Here is a 15,757-nt window from a genome sequence, read left to right as displayed (position 1 = left end):
GAGCGAGGCCACACCCAAGCTCCCAGTACGATGATCGGACCCCTGATCGGAGGGGTCCCGTAGCTGAGGAGATGCGTGCCCGTGCCTGCCCGACGGCTTCCCTCGTGGGTCTGGGTGACCGGCCTGACGGCGGGCGCGATCGTGGCGGTCGCCGTCCTGGGCGTACAGGCGGACAAGGGCGCGCACCCGACCGCCACGCCCGCCCGGCCGGGCGCGTCGGCGTCGGCGGGCGCGCAGCCCAAGCCCACGAAGTCCGAGGCCCCCGCCGTGGTACCGGACGGCTCCGGCACCGGGCGGCGCGTCGTCTACTCCCTCGGACAGAAGCGGGTGTGGCTGGTCGACGCCAGCGACGTCTCCCGCCGGACCTTCACGGTGTGGCCGGGGACGGTGAGCCCCGACCCCGGCACCTACACGATCTCCCAGCGCACGGAGGCCACCACGGGCTCCGACGGCGTGGAGATCGAGCACATCCTGTACTTCGCCGCCAAGTCCGGTCTGTCCATCGCCTTCTCGAACGCGGTGGACGGCTCGTCGCCCCCGCCCGCCCAGGGGATCCGGACCAGCGGCATCCGCACGGGCAAGGCGGACGGGTCGGCGCTGTGGACGTTCGGCGAGACGGGGACGACGGTCGTGGTGGTCAAGTAGCCGTGCTGGTCGAGTAGTCGTGCTGGTCAAGCAGCCGTAGTGGTCAAGCGGTCGTAGTGGTCAAGCGGTCGTAGTGGTCAAGCGGCCGTAGTGGTCAAGCGGTCGAGCCGGTCGGCTTCATGGGCAGGTGTACGGCGACCAGGACCACGCCACTGAACAGGAACGCCCGCGTCGCCGCGTCCAGACCGTTCCAGTCCCCGGACTGCCACATCGCGAACCACTCGCCGCCGATCGCGATGAACCCGGCGCCGAACAGCAGCATGACCATGAGCAGACCGTACGTGGAGATGCGGCGGGCACCGTCGTGGTCCCGCCGGGCCCACAGCCAGGTGCCGTAGAGGAGCACGAGCGCGGCGACGGTCTCCCACACGATGATGGCGACGTACGCCGCGTCCTGCACCCCCTTGTTGGTGATGGCCCGCCACATCAGGTCGTCGTCCTTGAACGTCGTATCCATGGCGAAGACGTGCCTGACGAACTGCTGGTTGGTGCCGAAGTCCGTGATGTTCCCGAACGCGACGAGGGTCATGTAGAGGGCGACGGAGGCGGTGAGGAGGGTGGCGGTGAGGTGGAGGGCGCTGCGTGGGGTTGTTGTGGCCATGGCGGCCATTTTCCCTGCACGGGGGCGGTGCCTCGGTACGCCTCGTACGCATTGAGCCAGAATGGAGGAGGTCGGGCCGTACGAGGGGAGGGCGTGGATGGCGTCGCAACCGTCGATGCAGGAGATCGTCCAGCAGCACAGACGAGCCGCATTCGTGGGCCGGAACGCCGAACGAGCCCTGTTCCAGCGGAACTTCGACATCCCGCTGGACGACCCCCGGCACCGCTTCCGCTTCCATGTGCACGGCAACGCGGGCGTCGGAAAATCGTTCCTGGTACGGGAGTTGGAGCACCTCGCGCGCGAACGCGGCGCCCTGACGGCGTACGTCGACGAGAGCGCGGGCAGCCTGCCGGAGGCACTGACCGCGGTGTGCCGTCAGTTCGCGGTTCAGGGACGGAAGTTGAAGGATCTGGAGCGGCTGCTGGCCACGTACCGGGAGCGGCGGCACGAGGCGGAGGCGGCCGCGCTCGCCGTCCTCGACCCCGAGTCGCAGGAGCCGTCGGCCGGCAGCACGGCCCTGGTGCGGATGGGCCTCGCGACGGTGAGCGCCACCGTGCCGGGCGCCGGACCCTTCACGAACGTCGTCGACGAGGCCCGGCTCGCCCGGGGCGCGGACCGGCTGCGGGCCGGCCTCAGCGCCCGCTTCCGCAACCACGAGGACGTGGAACTGGTGATGTCGCCGGAGACGGTGCTCACACCGGTCCTGCTCCGCGAACTGCGCGACGCCGCCTCCGCCGTCCCGTGGATCGTCCTGTTCTTCGACACGTACGAGCGGACAGGGCCGTTCCTCGACCAGTGGCTGCACAAGGTCGTCACGCGTGAGGAGCCGCACGGCAAGCTGCCGGCGACCGTCGTCGTGGTCACCGCCGGTCAGCGGCCCCTGGACGCCGCCCGCTGGGGCGGCTTCGCGGACGCGGTGGCGGACGTGCCGCTCGGTCCGTTCACGGAGGCCGAGGCGCGCAGGCTGCTCGCCGGGAAGGATGTGGTCGCCGAGCCGGTCGTCGAGGAGGTGCTGCGGCTCACCGGCTGCCTGCCCGTCCTCGTGTCGACCCTGGCGGAGACCCGCCCCGGCGACCCGGACGACATCGGCGATCCGAGCGCCACAGCCGTGGACCGCTTCCTGAAGTGGGAGCAGGATCCGGTACGGCGCGCCGCCGCGCTGGCGGGCTCGCTGCCCCGGCGGCTGGACGCGGACGTGTTCCGGGCGCTGGTCGACGGCTCGGACGACGAAGTCGACGCCCTGTACGGGTGGTTGACGGGCCTGCCGTTCGTCAGCGAGCGCGGGGACGGGGTCCAGTACGGGGAGGGGCTGCGGTACCACGACGTCGTACGCGCGCCGATGCTCCGGCTGCAGCGGCGGCGCTCCCCTCGCGGGTGGGCGCGAACACAGCGGCGGCTGGCCGAGGTGTTCGCCCAGTGGCGCTCCGAGGCCGAGGCCGGCCGGGACGTCGAAGAGGTGTGGGCGGACGAGGAATGGCGGGAGCTGCGGCTCGCGGAGTCGTACCACTCGCTGTGCGCGGGGGAGCGGGCCGCGCTGCCGGAGGTCCTGCGGGACTTCGTCCGGGCCGCCGCCGACGGTGACGTCACCGCCGGCCGCTGGGCACGGACCCTCACCGACGCGGGCCGGGACGCGGGGGCCCGGACGGCGCAGCGGTGGGGCGGTGAGCTGACGCGGGCGCTCGGCGAGGGCGGTACGGCCGCCGCGCTGGGGGCGGTGCTGCGCCGGGCGGGCCTCGACGAGCGCACCCAGGCCCTGGGCCACGCCGTACAGGGCAGCGCACTGCGGGACGCCGGCGCACACGAAGAGGCTCTGGCCGCGTACGACCGGGCCGTCGCGCTCGATCCGGGCCTGGCCCGCGCCTACCGAAGCCGGGCGATCCTCCACGCCAGGCAGGGCGACCACAACAGGGCGATCACCGACATGGACCGGGCGCTCGCGCTGTCACCGGACGACGCCCGCAGCCATGCGGCCCGTGGTGAGTATCACCGCATCCTCGGGCACCACGACCGGGCCCTCGCCGACCTGGACCACAGCATCCGGCTCGACCCGGCCCACCACTTCGCCTGGGCCTCCCGCGGCGCCACCCGCCTCGCCCGCGGCGAACTCGACGAGGCACTCGCCGACCTGAACCAGGCGCTGGAACTCAGGCCGGAGTACGTCTGGGCGCTGGTGCGCAGGGCGCGGGCGTGGCGCGCCCTCGGTGACCCCACCCGGCAACTGGCCGACCTCGACCGTGCCCTCGCCCTGGATCCCGACTGGGCCTGGACCCGCTGCGAACGCGGCGACGCCCTGCGCGCGGCCGGCCGCGACGAGGAGGCCCTCACCGACTACGACCGCGCACTCGCCCTCGACCCCGAGTACGCGTCGGCCTACGCGAGCCGGGGCGCCTCCTTGTCCCGCCTGGGCCGCCACGAGGAGGCCCTGACCGACCTGAACCGCGCACTACAGCTGAGGCCGACCTACACCTGGGCCCTGACCCAGCGAGCAACGCTCCTCGCCACTCGCCCCCTGCCTGCCCCTGAGCGGTAATTGGCAGATCTGTTCCACCTCCGCGAGGGAAAACCGCAGGTCAGGTGGATGTGTGGGTGGAACAGATCTGCCAATTACTGGGGGAGCGGGGGCTGGTGGGCTGCGCTCAGAGATCGTGGCGTGCTGGCGTCAGGTAGAGATTCTCGCCGTGACGGTGAACAGTGCCCAAATTACCTGTGTGCGACTGTAATTCGACCGTGACTTGACCCTTGGTCGCAGGGTAATGTTCAGGTAAAGAGAGGAGGAAGCGATGTTCGATTTCCGGAAAGAGGCAGAAATGAGGCTGCACTCGGAGAAGCTGGCCAGGGAACTCGCGCTGGCAAAGCAGCGTGAAGAGGAGTCGCGAGCCGATGAAGGGCACGCGGCCAGTGAAGCGACAGCCGTCACCGAAGCAGAGCCCGTTGAGTGACCTCAGCGTCCCGATGTGAACGCGAGGAACTCAGTCCAGGCGCCGTCCGCGAACGCGAGACGTGCGCCTTCCCTGTTTTTGGAGTCGCGTACGTGGACCGTCGCGTCGGCCGCGGCTATGGCGACCTCGAGGCAATCAGGGCCGTCGTTGCTGCTGTAGCTGCTCTTGAACCACTCAAGGGTGGAGGTCATGTCTCTTCTCCCATGACTTTCTCGACGAAGGCCAGTGACTCGCGGGGCGTGAGGGCCTGCGCCCGGATCATTCCATAGCCCGAAGAGTTCACCGTCGTCGGAAACCATCTGGCCCAGCATCCCGATCTGTCGCTGACAGCCATCGGTCTGGCCACCCACATCCAGTCGCTTCCGGAGGGGGCCCTGGTCGGGATCAAGGTCTTGGCGGCCAAGTTCCCCGAGGGCGAGACGCGGATCGCCTCGGCCCTGCGGGAGCTGGAGAAGCACGGCTATCTGTCCCGCACCAAGGAGCGCCTGCCCTCGGGGCAGATCGTGACGCGCACGATCTCGTACAACAAGCCCCAGACGCGTACGGCCCGTACCGCCCATGTCGCACCCGCAGCTCGCCGCGAACCGGTCCCGGACCTCAAGGAGCCGGAACATCCGGCCCCGACGGCTCCGACCGGACGGCTTCCCCTCCCGGACACGCCTGACCTGCCCGCCCACCGCACCGCCCGCAACGTACTGGCAGGCCTCCGCACCCGCGACCCCCGCCTCCACCTCGCCGAGCGCGACGTACGCCGGCTCGCCCCCGCCGTGGCCGTCTGGCTGGAGCGAGGCATGGCCCCCGACGACGTACAGCGAACACTCTCGGCAGGGCTGCCGCCGGAAGGCGTACGCCACCCGGCGGGCTTCCTGGCCCATCGCCTCACCGCTCTCCTGCCTTCCCCCTTCGAACCAGAGCCGGAGGCCGCCACCGCCCGCCCCGCCCCCCTCCAGAACTGCGACGGCTGCGACCGGGCCTTCCGGTCCCCGCGGCCAGGCCGCTGCCGGGACTGCCGTCCGGCCTGCGTGGCGGCATAGAGATCCGGAAGTCTGCCCAGTGACAAGCGCTGCCCGAGCACCGCGCCGCCGACTCCGCCGGTACCGTACGAGGACCGAGCCACCCGCACCGGAGGTCACCGTGAGCGCCCAGACCGACGGCCCGTACGGACCGCTGATCCCCATGCCCGAACTCACTCCGGACGCCCTGCGGGCAGCGGTCATGCGCATCGCGCCGAGCCGGATCCCGGCCCTCACACAGCACCTCTTCGAAGCCACGACGAACGCGCAGCAGACGCAGAGCTTGGCGCCGCTGCGAGCCTTCGTACACTCCTGGGCCGTGTTCGTGGCGATCGAACGGCACCCGGAACGCGCCGCCCGGCTGCGTGAGCTGGAGCAGATCGTGGACGCGGGAGAGCAGGACCCGGCAGAGGCCATCACCGAGATCCGCGCGATCCGAGAGGCGGCCGAGGCGGAGGCGGGATTGTGACGGACTGGGCCTGGGACTGCAACCCGAGTGCCGAATACGTCACCGAGGGGTTGCCGCCCGGCGTGGTGGCGGAGGTGGAGCGGCTGGCTACTGAGTTGGCCGCGCTCGGCCACGATTCCGTGAAGGTGGGCAGGCCGCTCGACCGGGAGGGCGGATTGCGTGAATTCGACATCCTGGGCGGGCGTGGATTCATCAGTTTTCTGTCTGGCAGTGCCACGCCATGAGTGTGTCCACATCTGCAATGTCACCTGGTATGGGTGATAACCGACCATTCAGGGGTTAATGGCTTCACACCAGGCATACCGATGCACCCCCTGAACCCACCGTCCCCGTTCGATTACAGTGCTGAGCTGTCGTACGTACGGACGGTCGCCGTGGGAGGTCTTGGTGAGTGCGACAGCCGGGGCCGTGTGGGGGCGGGCCGAGCAGCAGGACTTTCGGAGCAGGGTGCGGGGGACGTTGCTCGGGACGGCCGTGGGGGATGCCCTCGGGGCGCCCGTAGACGGGCTGGGGTTGGACGAGATCCGGGAGGCCTACGGGGCCGAGGGGCTCGTCGATCTGGGGTTCGGGTACGGGCGGCGGGGTGCCGTCAGTCATCTCACGCAGCTCACGCTGTTCACCGTGGACGGGCTGATACGCGCCCAGGTGCGGCGGGACACCGGGGCCTGGCATCCGCCGACCGATCTGCATCGGGCGTATCTGCGGTGGGCCGCTACACAGCGGGACTGGGGGCCCGATGAGCGGCGGAAGGATGACGGGTGGCTTGCCCGGGAGGAGTGGCTGTATGCCCGGCGGGATCCCGCCCGGTCGCTGCTCATCGGGTTCGGGGACGAGAACATGGGCACGCTGGAGTCGCCCAAGAACCCCACCGAGCTCGGGCCCGAGGCCACTGCCCGTTCCGCGCCCTTCGGGCTGCTGGTGGGGTGGGAGCCGCAGCTGGTCGTCCAGCTCGCCGTGGAGTGCGCGGCGCAGACCCACGGGCACCCCATCGCCTACCTGTCGGCGGGCGCGTACGCCGTGATCGTGCACGGTCTGGCCCGCGGCGAGAGCCTCGACGGGGCCGTGCAGCGGGCGCTCGCGCTGCTCGCCGCCAGGCCCGGGCACGAGCCCGTGTCCGACGCGTTGCAGCATGCGCTGGGTGCCGTACGGCAGGGGATGCCCACCCCGGCGCGGGTGGAGGAGCTGGCGGCGGACGGCTCGGCGGACGGGCTGCTGGCGGCCGCCGTGTACTGCGCGCTGGTGGGGGAGGACGTACGGCACGGGCTGTGTCTCGCCGTGAATCACGACGGGCCTTCGGCCGCCGCCGGTGCTCTGACCGGCGGGCTGCTCGGTGCTCTGCACGGCGAGACGGCCCTCCCCCCGGCCTGGCTGGCCGAGCTGGAGGGCCGTCCCACGCTGCTGGAGCTGGCCGACGACTTCGCGATGGAGATGACCCAGGGGCCCGCGCTGCACGGGCCGGCGGGGTCGTCCCCGGGGTGGCTGGCCAGATACCCCAGGGGTGCCTAGGGCCCGTGGCCCGAGCCCAGCCCTAGTCCAGCCCTAGTCCAGCCCTAGTCCAGCCCTAGTCCAGCCCTAGTCCAGCGCTTCCTTCCCGCCGATCACAGCGGCGCCAGCGCCGACCACAGTCCCCGACCGTGTGTCGCCACCAGCAGCCGTCCGCCGTCCGGCGAGACGTCCAGGGACACGATCCCGGCGTTGGGCAGGGCCCCGCCCAGCCGGTACCAGGTGTAGCCGCCGTGGGTGTTGGGCGCCGCCGCGAAGACGCCGACGTCCGTGCCGACGACCACGTGGCCGTGCCAGAGGGTGAGTGCCCCGACCGGCGCGTCGGGCAGGTCGCCCGTGCGGTCGGTCCAGGTGGTGCCGCCGTCGGTGCTCTCGAAGACGTGGCCCTCGCCCGCGCCGGAGACGTATGAGCGGGTGAAGCCGCCGTACGTGGCCCAGACGTGACGGGGGTCGTGAGGGTCGGCGGTGAGTGAGGTGACGTACCGGTTCGGCAGCGGTGCCGTGACCCGGTGCCAGGTGCCGCCCGCGTTGGTGTCGATGCCGCTGGCGTACTGGGTGCCGCTCCAGTCCTCCCAGCCCGCGTACGTCACGGCGCCGTTCGCGGTGAGGGCGGTGATGGAGTGGTTCTCGCCGGTGTCGTGGACGGACCGCCAGTCGCAGGAGGTGGCGGTGCAGCGGGTGTTCCAGCCCTTGCCGCCGTTGTCCCACACGTACCGGCCGCCCGCGACCCAGTGGTTCAGGTCGGCGACGTCGGAGGTGTAGGGGGCGATGAACTCGGGGCTCGGGTCGCAGCCCTTGAGGTCGGCGTTCCAGTCGCAGGCGGGCGAGATGTTCGTGAAGGAGTTCGAGTTCTCCGTGCCGTCGGAGCGGCCGCCGTTGGTGGTCAGCCCCATGTTGAGGTTGACGTACTCGTACACGGCCCGGTCGGCGTTCGCCGGGTCGACGATGACGTAGCCGCCGTCGCCGCCCGCGGGCTCGTACAGCTCACGCGCGCCCGGCAGGCTCAGCACGGTGCCGTTGTCCTGGGTGCCGCCCCAGGTGGACAGGGCGCCGGTGGCCGGGTCGCGGCCGTAGGCGGCGTCGTAGTACTGGAGGGTGCGCAGGTCCTGGTTGAGGTTGGTCCAGCCCTTGGAGGGCAGCGCGGGGTCGGGGTGGAGGGTCGCGGAGCGTTCGTAGACGCCGCCGTCGTTGCCGAAGTAGACGCGGTGGCCGGGGCCGAAGGCGATGGCGTGCTGGTCGGCGTGGGTGGTCATCGGGCAGCCGCCCGCTATGGCGCCCTGCGTGTAGCACTTCAGGCCGAAGTTCCAGTACGGGCCTATGGTCGCCCAGGTCTTTCCGGCGTCCCAGCTCTCGAAGACCTCGGAGAAGGCGGCGTAGACGTGGTTCGGGTCGGCGGGGTCCACGGCGACGTACTGGTTGTACCAGGCGGCGCCGGCCGGTTCGCTGTTCTGCGCGCCCGCCGCCTTGAGGACGTCCTCGTCGGCGACGGTCGTCCAGGGACCGGCCGCGTCGCCGGAGGCCGAGCGGTACACCGCGCCCTCGTCGCTGCTGCCCGTGGCGTCTCCGACGAGGGCGAACAGGTCGCGGCCGTCGGCCGAGTAGGAGAGGGTCGAGCGGCCGGGGGTGACGCCCGTCAGGTCGCCGGTCGGGGTGACCTTGTGCCAGGTGCCGGGCTTTCCGTAGTCGTCGGACTGGTAGACGCCGTTCGCGTCGCCGGCGGCGGTGAACCGACGGGCTATCACGGCGGTCACCTGCCGGCCGCCGGTTCCGGGGCGTACGGCGACGTCGGTGGCGGCCGAGGACATGCGGGTGTCCGGGGCGCCGGGGGCGAGGGCGACCGTCCAGTCGGCGCTGGTGTCGTCGGCGTCGCGGCGCAGGACGCCCTGGTCGGTGGCCGCGTAGACGTGTCCCTGGCCGTCGAAGGTGATGCGGGGGACGATGCTGCCGTCGATCCGCTCGCCCACCTGCTTCCAGGTGCGGCCCCGGTCGGTGGAGCGGTAGATGCCGAGGCCGGTGTAGGAGTCGCCGGAGTTGCTGGGCTCGCCGGTGCCGATCCACAGGGAGTGGTCGGCGGGGTTCACGGCCAGGGCGCCCATGGAGAGGGTCTGCTGGTGGTCGGACAGGGGACGCCAGTGCCGTCCGTCGTCGTCCGAGCGCCACAGGCCGCCGCCCGCGGCACCCTGGTACACCGTGTGCCCGTCGACGGCGAGCGAGGAGACGCGGCCGCCGTTCAGGCCGAATCCCTGGCCGAAGTTCGACGCGACGGGGTCGGCGTACCGCTTGTCCTCCGGCTGGAGCGGGACGTTCGTGACCTCCGACCACGCGGTCGGTACGGTCGGCAGCCGGCCGGCGTGGAGACGGGCGTCGACCAGCGCGCCGGGCCCGACCGCGACGCCGGGGGCCGTCTTCATGCGGGCCTGCTGGGCGAAGGCGGCGGTCGGGTCGTCCCGGTCACCGTCGTCACCGCCGGGGTCGTCACCGCCGGGGTCGTCGTCGGCGTCGTTCGCGACCAGGGCGCCGGCCGCGGTGTCCGCCGTGGGGCTGACCGGACCGGGTCTGAGGTGGTCGTGCGGGGTGGCGAGCGACGCCGCGTCGGCGCGGCCCGCCACCAGGATCAGGGCGCAGGCGGCGACTATCGCCGCCCGCGCGCTCCGTGGGGGGTGGGAGAGGTTCATACCACCTGATCACACAGCGGTCTGTTGAACTTTTGAGTGATCAGGTGGCAATGATCCGGCAAAGGTCATTTCCCATTCGAGCCAAGGGAGTTGAGGAGACCTCAGGTTCGCCGCGCGCGGCGTCAGTCCTTCACCGGTGCGCGCATCGCGTCGTCCATCGGATCGGCCGGCGTCGGGATCGCCGCCGCGGCCGTTCCGTCGTCGTCCGTGTTGATCTTCTCGATGATCGCGAGGCGTTCCGGGGTGTCCTCCGGCCTCAGGAAGCCGACGAGGATGTAGAGGATCAGCGAGACGGCCAGCGGGATCGACACCTGGTACTGGAGCGGGACGCCGCCGTCGACGTTCCAGTTGATGGGGTAGTTGACCAGCCAGAAGGCGAACAGGCCCATGGACCAGCTGACCAGCGCCGCGGTCGGGCCGGAGCGGCGGAACGGGCGCAGCAGGCCCAGCATCATCGGGATGGCCATCGGGCCCATGAGGCCGGCGACCCACTTGATGACGACCGTGATGATGTCCTTGAAGGCGGGCGAGTTGACCTGCGTGGCCGCCGCCATGGACAGGCCGAGGAAGACGACCGTCGCGATCCGGGCCGCGATCAGGCCCGTCCGCTGGCTCCACGCCCGCGCCCGCGCCGATATCACCGGCGCGCAGTCCCGGGTGAAGACGGCCGCGATGGCGTTGGCGTCGGAGGAGCACATGGCCATGGTGTGCGAGAAGAAGCCGACGATGACCAGGCCCAACAGGCCGTGCGGCAGGAGCTGTTCGGTCATCAGGCCGTACGAGTCCGAGCCGTCCGGCTTCTGCGCCTTCACCAGCAGCGGCGACATCCACATCGGGTAGAACAGGACCAGCGGCCAGACGAGCCACAGCACCGCCGACAGCCGGGCCGAACGCGCCGCCTCGCGGGGGCTGGAGGTGGCCATGTAGCGCTGGGCCTGGTTGAGCATGCCGCCGTTGTACTCGAAGAGCTTGATGAAGAGGAAGGCCAGCAGGAACACCGCGCCGTAGTCGGCGACCAGCGGTTTCTCATGGCCCTGCAGCGCCGGCTGGTCCCAGGCGTCGATGAACCCGATGTTCCTGTCACCGAGTTCCACGACCACGGCGATGAACATCGCGACACCGGCGAGGAGCTGGATGACGAACTGGCCCAGCTCGGTCAGCGCGTCAGCCCACAGGCCGCCGATCGTGCAGTAGACCGCCGTGATGGTGCCGGTGATGAGGATGCCCTGGTTCAGGGAGATGCCGGTGAAGACGGACAGCAGCGTGGCGATCGCGGCCCACTTCGCGCCCACGTCCACGATCTTCAGCAGCATGCCGGACCAGGCCAGCGCCTGCTGGGTCTTCAGGTCGTAACGGTTCTTCAGGTACTCCAGCGGGGAGGCCACATGGAGCCTGGACCGTAACCGGTTGATGCGCGGTGCGAACAACTGCGACCCGATGGCGATGCCGAGCGCGATCGGGAACGACCAGGTGACGAAGGAGGTGACGCCGTAGGTGTAGGCGATGCCCGCGTAGCCGGTGAACATCACCGCGCTGTAGCCCGACATGTGGTGCGAGATGCCGGAGAGCCACCAGGGCATCTTGCCTCCGGCGGTGAAGAAGTCGCTGACGTTGTCCACACGCTTGTGCGACCACACGCCGATTGCGACCATCACGCCGAAGTAGCCGATGAGCACGGCCCAGTCGAGACTGTTCATGGGCCCCCTTCCAGGGTCCGCCGCCAGGGTCAGGCATGTGAACTCTGAGTGGGGTGGCGTGCTCACGGCAAGCAAGAGGAGGGTCAAGAGCACGTAAAATTGTTCTGCGTTATGGCCTGGGTTTGTATATGTGAATGCGAGAGTTGGCTGAAAAGGTCAGGTCAGCGCATCAGCTCCCCGGCGTTGACGAGTAGCGACTGCCCTGTGATCGCCCGCGCCCGGTCCGAGGCCAGGAACACCGCCGCGTCCGCCACGTCCGCGTCCGAGGCCAGCTCCGGCAGCGCCATCCGGTCGGTGAGGCGCTTCAGGACCTCGTCCTCCGGGACGCCCTCCGTCTGCGCCGTGAACTGGACGTACGCCCGCACCGGCGGGCCCCACATCCAGCCCGGCAGCACCGTGTTGACGCGGACGCGGTCAGGGCCCAGCTCCCTCGCCAGCGAGTACATCGCACTCGTCAGCGCCCCTTTCGAGGCCGCGTACGCCGCCTGCCGTACCTGCGACGGGGCCGCCACCGCCGACTGCGTCCCGATGAAGACCACCGAGCCGCCGCGCTCCTTCAGCCCCGGCAGGCAGGCCCGGGTCATCCGCAGTGTCCCCAGCAGGTTCACGTCGATCACCGACTGCCAGGTGGCGAAGTCGGCGTCCTCCAGCCCGCCGAAGTAACTGTCCAGGGCGGCCACATGGACGACGGCGTCGATCCGCCCGAACCGCTCCCGGGCCAGCGCCGCCAGCGCCTCGCACTGCCCCTCGTCCGTGACATCGGTCGCCCGGTACGCGGTGTGCGCCCCGTCCGGATCGATCTCGGCCGCGCTCTTGGCGAGGTTCGCCTCCGTCCGCGCCCCGAGCACCGCGTTCCCGCCGTCCCGTACGACGGCCGCCGCGACCTGGTGACCGAGCCCGGCGCCGACTCCCGACACGACGACGGTCTTGTCCGTGAGCAGTGCCATCGGTGGCCTCCCCGATCCTGGCGCATTATCTGACGGAGCGTCAGAGTAGGGGCGACCACAGGAAGAGGGAAGCTCTGGGCGGCTTCATTCCGCTGTCTCGTTACGCGGCTTCATTCCGCTGTCTCACTACAGGGATCAGCGCTGTGACTCGGCGGCGCGCGCCATGGCCTGGACGACCTGTACGACATCCACCGCACGCGGGACGCCTTCCGTCACTACGCCGAACCTCTCAGCTCGTCCACGTAACGGTCCGTCCCAGGCACCGTCGGGATGAACGGTGCGACGAACCGCACGTCGCCCAGGCCTGATGCCCCCACTGCCGTGTCCAGGTCCGCGAAGTGGTCGCTCCAGTTGTCGCGGGGATCGTGCTGGAGGAACCACAGCAGGGTCAGGCGGGTGTCGACGCCCTCGACCTGCTTGACGTAGGTCATGCGGTCCAAGGGCAGCGGCGTCGGCGTGAAGACGGCCACCATGGCGGCGGGGGAGCCCGCCAGCCGCTTCGGAAGGTGGTCGTCGCGCAGCCACGCGAGCAGTTCCCCGCGCCTGCCGGGGGAGTCGGCGTCGATGACCTGGACGACGAGCCCGGCGTAGGGGTGGTCGAGGGCGTGGATGTCACGCGGGCCGTGGTCGCCGTCGCGGTAGACGGTCGCCGCGTGGTCCTGGAAGGCCGTGAAGATGTGCGTGCGGTCCTGGAAGACGCGGTGGTCGCGGTTGAGGCGTTTGTTGATGCCGACGGTCCAGCGCATGTGGTCGGCGTAGCGGCCGGCGGTCATCCAGTAGACGGATATGTAGCATCCCGCCGTCATCGGCTGCGCGACGGTGGAGGTCTCCGGGTAGCGCAGGAGTTGCAGATCCCGGGTCGCGACCCAGCGGCGTCCGGCGTACATCCACGGCATGGCCATCGCGCCGGCGATGTAGTGGTCGTCTTCGTACCAGCGATTGTATTCGCGCTCCCGGCCGGGGTGCGGTTCGACCATGGTGATGAGGGCGTGCCCGAGGTCGGCTCCGTAGGGGCCTACGGCGGCCAGTTCCGCGTACAGGTGGCTGCGGGTTTCAGGTGTGTGCGTCGCGTCGTCGGTCGTGGGCCCGTTGTCGGCCATGGATCCGTTGTCGGTCATGGATCCGGTGTAGCTGACGAAACGTCAGATTGGGAGAGTGATTGCGAACCGACTATTTCCACTCGTCCGGGCAGGGCGTGCCGCGCTGGACCGCGTATGGCGCCGCCAGCCGGTACGTCCCCGCCTTCGGCGCGAGCAGCATGGTCCAGCGGTCGCCGTCGGCGTCCTCCTCCGTCTCCATCAGACAGCCGTTGACGTTGTCGTACGACTTCGGCATGCCGTCGGGGCGGTTCTTGGACTCCTTCGTCTCCTGAGGCGGCTTCAGCCTGTTGCCCTTGGCGTCGACGATGCTCAGCCAGGGCGAGTACGGGATGCGGATGAGGATCCGGCCCGGCTGACTCACCCGCATCGTCATCTCGCCCTGCGCGGCACGGTCCACGACGGTGTTCGGCTCGGCGAGCGGCGTCGGGTCCGTCACCCGGAACAGCTGCCAGTTGGCGTCGCCCCAGATCTGCTTCAGATACGGCATGCCCCGCTGCACCAGCTCACGCTCGCGCTCGCCCCCGTCGCCGTCCGGCTCGTCCTTCGGCAGCACCACGAAGTGCACGGCCCAGCGCTTGAGCCATTCGTGGTAGTTCGCCGAGTTGAGCGTGTCGTCGTAGAAGAGGGGGTTGCGCTCCATGTCGGCCTGGCGGTTCCAGCCGCGGGCCAGGTTGACGTACGGGGCGAGGGCGGAGGCCTCGCGGTGGGAGCGGGCCGGTACGACCTCCACGCGGCCCTTCTCGGCGCCGACCTCCTGGAGCTCGTTGACGAGCGGCGCCAGCTCGCGCGCCCAGGAGGCGGCCGGGGTGGTGTGGACGATGTCGTCGACCGACTTGAAGCCGATCCAGGCGGTGAAACCGACGAAGGCCACCACGATCGCGTACCACTTGAGGGTGCGCGGCACCGCGAACGGCAGCGCGGCAGCCAGGGCCACCCCCGCGAACAGCATCGCGAGGCGCGAGATGTTGGATCCGATCTGCGAGCTGACCAGCCAGACCAGGACGATTCCGACGGCGTACACCGCGGACGTGATCCGGACCGTCTTCCACTCCTTCGGGACGAGGAAGAGGACCAGCAGCGCGTACGCCAGCGGGAGGATCACCGAGCCGACCTTCATCGGCTGGGTGCCGGAGAACGGGAACAGCCAGGCGGACACCGCGACGACGGCCGTGGGCGCGATGCCCAGCGCCCAGGCGCCCGGCCGGCGTTTCTGCAGGAACAACGCCACCGCCACCAGGCCCACGAACAGGCCCGCGACGGGGGACGCCATGGTGGCGAGCGCGGCGAGCGGGGCCGCGCACAGGGCCTTGGCCCAGCGTTTGTAGCGCCAGCGGTACGGCCAGCAGAAGACGACGGCGACCGCGCCCAGCGCGAACATCGTGCCGAGGCCGAACGTCACCCGCCCGGACGCCGCGTTGCACAGGAACGCGAACACGCCCGCCAGGGACGCCCACAGGGGGTTCCTCACGATGGGGGTCCCCCCGCTCGAGCGAAGCCGAGAGTGGGGGAGGCTGCGGATGAGGAGCATCGTCAGCAGCCCGGCGGAGAGCGTTCCCGCGATCATCATCGTCGTACGGACGCCGAGGACCGACATCAGATACGGCGACACCACGCTGTACGACACCGGGTGCATGCCGCCGTACCAGGCGAGGTTGTACGCCGAGTCCGGGTGCCGGCCGACGAACTCGGCCCACGCGTCCTGCGCCGCCAGGTCGCCGCCGCTGTTGGCGAACGTGAAGAACCAGACGACGTGGAGCGCGCCGGCGAGGACGGTGACCCAGAGGACGGGGTGGCGCAGCAGACGCTCACGCAGGGCCAGGAAGGCGGTCCTGAGCGAGGACTGGGCGGACTCGTCCGACTTGGCGGGCTCCGGTGACTTGGCCGATTCCGAGGGCTTTGCGGACTCGGCGGGCTTGGCGGGCTTGGGGGACTCGGAGGACTCTCGGGTCTGGCCCGTGGAGGGGGTGGAGGGTCTCTCGCGGTCCTCGGTGTCAGGTGCGGACACGCGTATTCGCGGGCCGGTTCCCGGGCCCGGATCGGTGTCGTCGGCGCGTGTCGGCTCCGCAGTGGCCACCTGAAGGCACTCCCCGTGGTGTCCCGTCTTTTGTTCTCGTACTGTTCCCGGCCGCGTCCCGTGAGTGACCCGCCGCGTTTCTGTCCCGTTTCGT

Annotated in this window: 14 protein-coding genes; 7 read left to right on the top strand and 7 right to left on the bottom strand. The window is 70.4% G+C overall.

Features of this window, described 5'->3' with window-relative positions; genetic code table 11:
* Window positions 1–81 precede the first annotated feature (81 nt).
* A complete protein-coding gene (locus Q4V64_RS22495) occupies window positions 82–645 on the top strand; it encodes a hypothetical protein (protein WP_124441367.1) in 564 nt (187 codons plus the stop codon).
* Between the two features lie 94 nt (window positions 646–739).
* Here Q4V64_RS22495 and Q4V64_RS22490 read toward each other — a convergent pair whose 3' ends face one another.
* On the bottom strand, window positions 740–1,246 hold the full coding sequence (locus Q4V64_RS22490; protein WP_124441368.1) for a DUF2165 domain-containing protein: 507 nt from the start codon (window positions 1,244–1,246) through the stop codon (window positions 740–742).
* 97 nt (window positions 1,247–1,343) lie between these two features.
* On the opposite strand from Q4V64_RS22490, the gene Q4V64_RS22485 reads away from it, so the two are divergent.
* Window positions 1,344–3,776: a tetratricopeptide repeat protein gene (locus Q4V64_RS22485; protein WP_124441369.1), complete on the top strand. Its 2,433-nt coding sequence runs from the start codon at window positions 1,344–1,346 to the stop codon at window positions 3,774–3,776.
* A gap of 250 nt (window positions 3,777–4,026) precedes the next feature.
* A complete protein-coding gene (locus Q4V64_RS22480; protein ID WP_172629293.1) occupies window positions 4,027–4,185 on the top strand; it encodes a hypothetical protein in 159 nt (52 codons plus the stop codon).
* Window positions 4,186–4,187: 2 nt separating this feature from the next.
* Here the strand turns inward: Q4V64_RS22480 and Q4V64_RS22475 are convergent, their stop codons facing one another.
* A complete protein-coding gene (locus Q4V64_RS22475; RefSeq protein WP_124441370.1) occupies window positions 4,188–4,376 on the bottom strand; it encodes a DUF397 domain-containing protein in 189 nt (62 codons plus the stop codon).
* Window positions 4,377–4,577: 201 nt separating this feature from the next.
* On the opposite strand from Q4V64_RS22475, the gene Q4V64_RS22470 reads away from it, so the two are divergent.
* From Q4V64_RS22470 to Q4V64_RS22455, 4 genes are all read left to right on the top strand, one after another.
* Entirely contained in the window at window positions 4,578–5,219 is a 642-nt protein-coding gene (locus Q4V64_RS22470) for a hypothetical protein (RefSeq protein ID WP_303711109.1), read from the top strand.
* Window positions 5,220–5,319: 100 nt separating this feature from the next.
* Complete coding sequence (locus Q4V64_RS22465) at window positions 5,320–5,667, top strand: DUF6247 family protein (protein WP_124441372.1); 348 nt, start codon at window positions 5,320–5,322, stop codon at window positions 5,665–5,667.
* Entirely contained in the window at window positions 5,664–5,891 is a 228-nt protein-coding gene (locus Q4V64_RS22460) for a hypothetical protein (protein ID WP_253267081.1), read from the top strand. The genes Q4V64_RS22465 and Q4V64_RS22460 overlap by 4 nt, the downstream gene beginning before the upstream one ends.
* Before the next feature lie 163 nt (window positions 5,892–6,054).
* Entirely contained in the window at window positions 6,055–7,173 is a 1,119-nt protein-coding gene (locus Q4V64_RS22455) for an ADP-ribosylglycohydrolase family protein (protein WP_124441373.1), read from the top strand.
* A 92-nt stretch (window positions 7,174–7,265) separates the two neighbouring features.
* On the opposite strand, the gene Q4V64_RS22450 is transcribed toward Q4V64_RS22455, so the two are convergent.
* The 5 genes from Q4V64_RS22450 to Q4V64_RS22430 all read right to left on the bottom strand — a co-directional run bounded on the left by Q4V64_RS22450 (window position 7,266) and on the right by Q4V64_RS22430 (window position 15,663).
* Window positions 7,266–9,845 (bottom strand): hypothetical protein, encoded by a 2,580-nt coding sequence (locus tag Q4V64_RS22450; protein WP_124441374.1) that lies wholly within the window; start codon window positions 9,843–9,845, stop codon window positions 7,266–7,268.
* Between the two features lie 122 nt (window positions 9,846–9,967).
* On the bottom strand, window positions 9,968–11,542 hold the full coding sequence (locus Q4V64_RS22445) for a sodium:solute symporter family protein (RefSeq protein ID WP_124441375.1): 1,575 nt from the start codon (window positions 11,540–11,542) through the stop codon (window positions 9,968–9,970).
* A gap of 161 nt (window positions 11,543–11,703) precedes the next feature.
* Complete coding sequence (locus Q4V64_RS22440; RefSeq protein WP_124441376.1) at window positions 11,704–12,489, bottom strand: SDR family oxidoreductase; 786 nt, start codon at window positions 12,487–12,489, stop codon at window positions 11,704–11,706.
* A 215-nt stretch (window positions 12,490–12,704) separates the two neighbouring features.
* Entirely contained in the window at window positions 12,705–13,589 is an 885-nt protein-coding gene (locus tag Q4V64_RS22435; protein WP_124441407.1) for a hypothetical protein, read from the bottom strand.
* A 70-nt stretch (window positions 13,590–13,659) separates the two neighbouring features.
* Window positions 13,660–15,663 carry an MFS transporter gene (locus Q4V64_RS22430; RefSeq protein WP_124441377.1) on the bottom strand — a complete coding sequence of 668 codons (2,004 nt, stop codon included), beginning with the start codon at window positions 15,661–15,663 and terminating at the stop codon, window positions 13,660–13,662.
* Window positions 15,664–15,757 lie beyond the last annotated feature (94 nt).

It is taken from the genome of Streptomyces sp. NL15-2K (genome assembly GCF_030551255.1).
Taxonomy (GTDB): Bacteria; Actinomycetota; Actinomycetes; order Streptomycetales; family Streptomycetaceae; genus Streptomyces.
Note: the sequence above shows the minus strand (reverse complement) of the source record. Positions and strands in the feature narration are given on the sequence as shown.

Coding starts and splice junctions, on each gene's coding strand:
- Q4V64_RS22490 (WP_124441368.1), bottom strand. CDS start 1,246: ATGGCCACAACAACCCCACGCAGCGCCCTCCACCTCACCGCCACCCTC.
- Q4V64_RS22485 (WP_124441369.1), top strand. CDS start 1,344: ATGGCGTCGCAACCGTCGATGCAGGAGATCGTCCAGCAGCACAGACGA.
- Q4V64_RS22480 (WP_172629293.1), top strand. CDS start 4,027: ATGTTCGATTTCCGGAAAGAGGCAGAAATGAGGCTGCACTCGGAGAAG.
- Q4V64_RS22475 (WP_124441370.1), bottom strand. CDS start 4,376: ATGACCTCCACCCTTGAGTGGTTCAAGAGCAGCTACAGCAGCAACGAC.
- Q4V64_RS22450 (WP_124441374.1), bottom strand. CDS start 9,845: ATGAACCTCTCCCACCCCCCACGGAGCGCGCGGGCGGCGATAGTCGCC.
- Q4V64_RS22445 (WP_124441375.1), bottom strand. CDS start 11,542: ATGAACAGTCTCGACTGGGCCGTGCTCATCGGCTACTTCGGCGTGATG.
- Q4V64_RS22440 (WP_124441376.1), bottom strand. CDS start 12,489: ATGGCACTGCTCACGGACAAGACCGTCGTCGTGTCGGGAGTCGGCGCC.
- Q4V64_RS22435 (WP_124441407.1), bottom strand. CDS start 13,589: ATGGCCGACAACGGGCCCACGACCGACGACGCGACGCACACACCTGAA.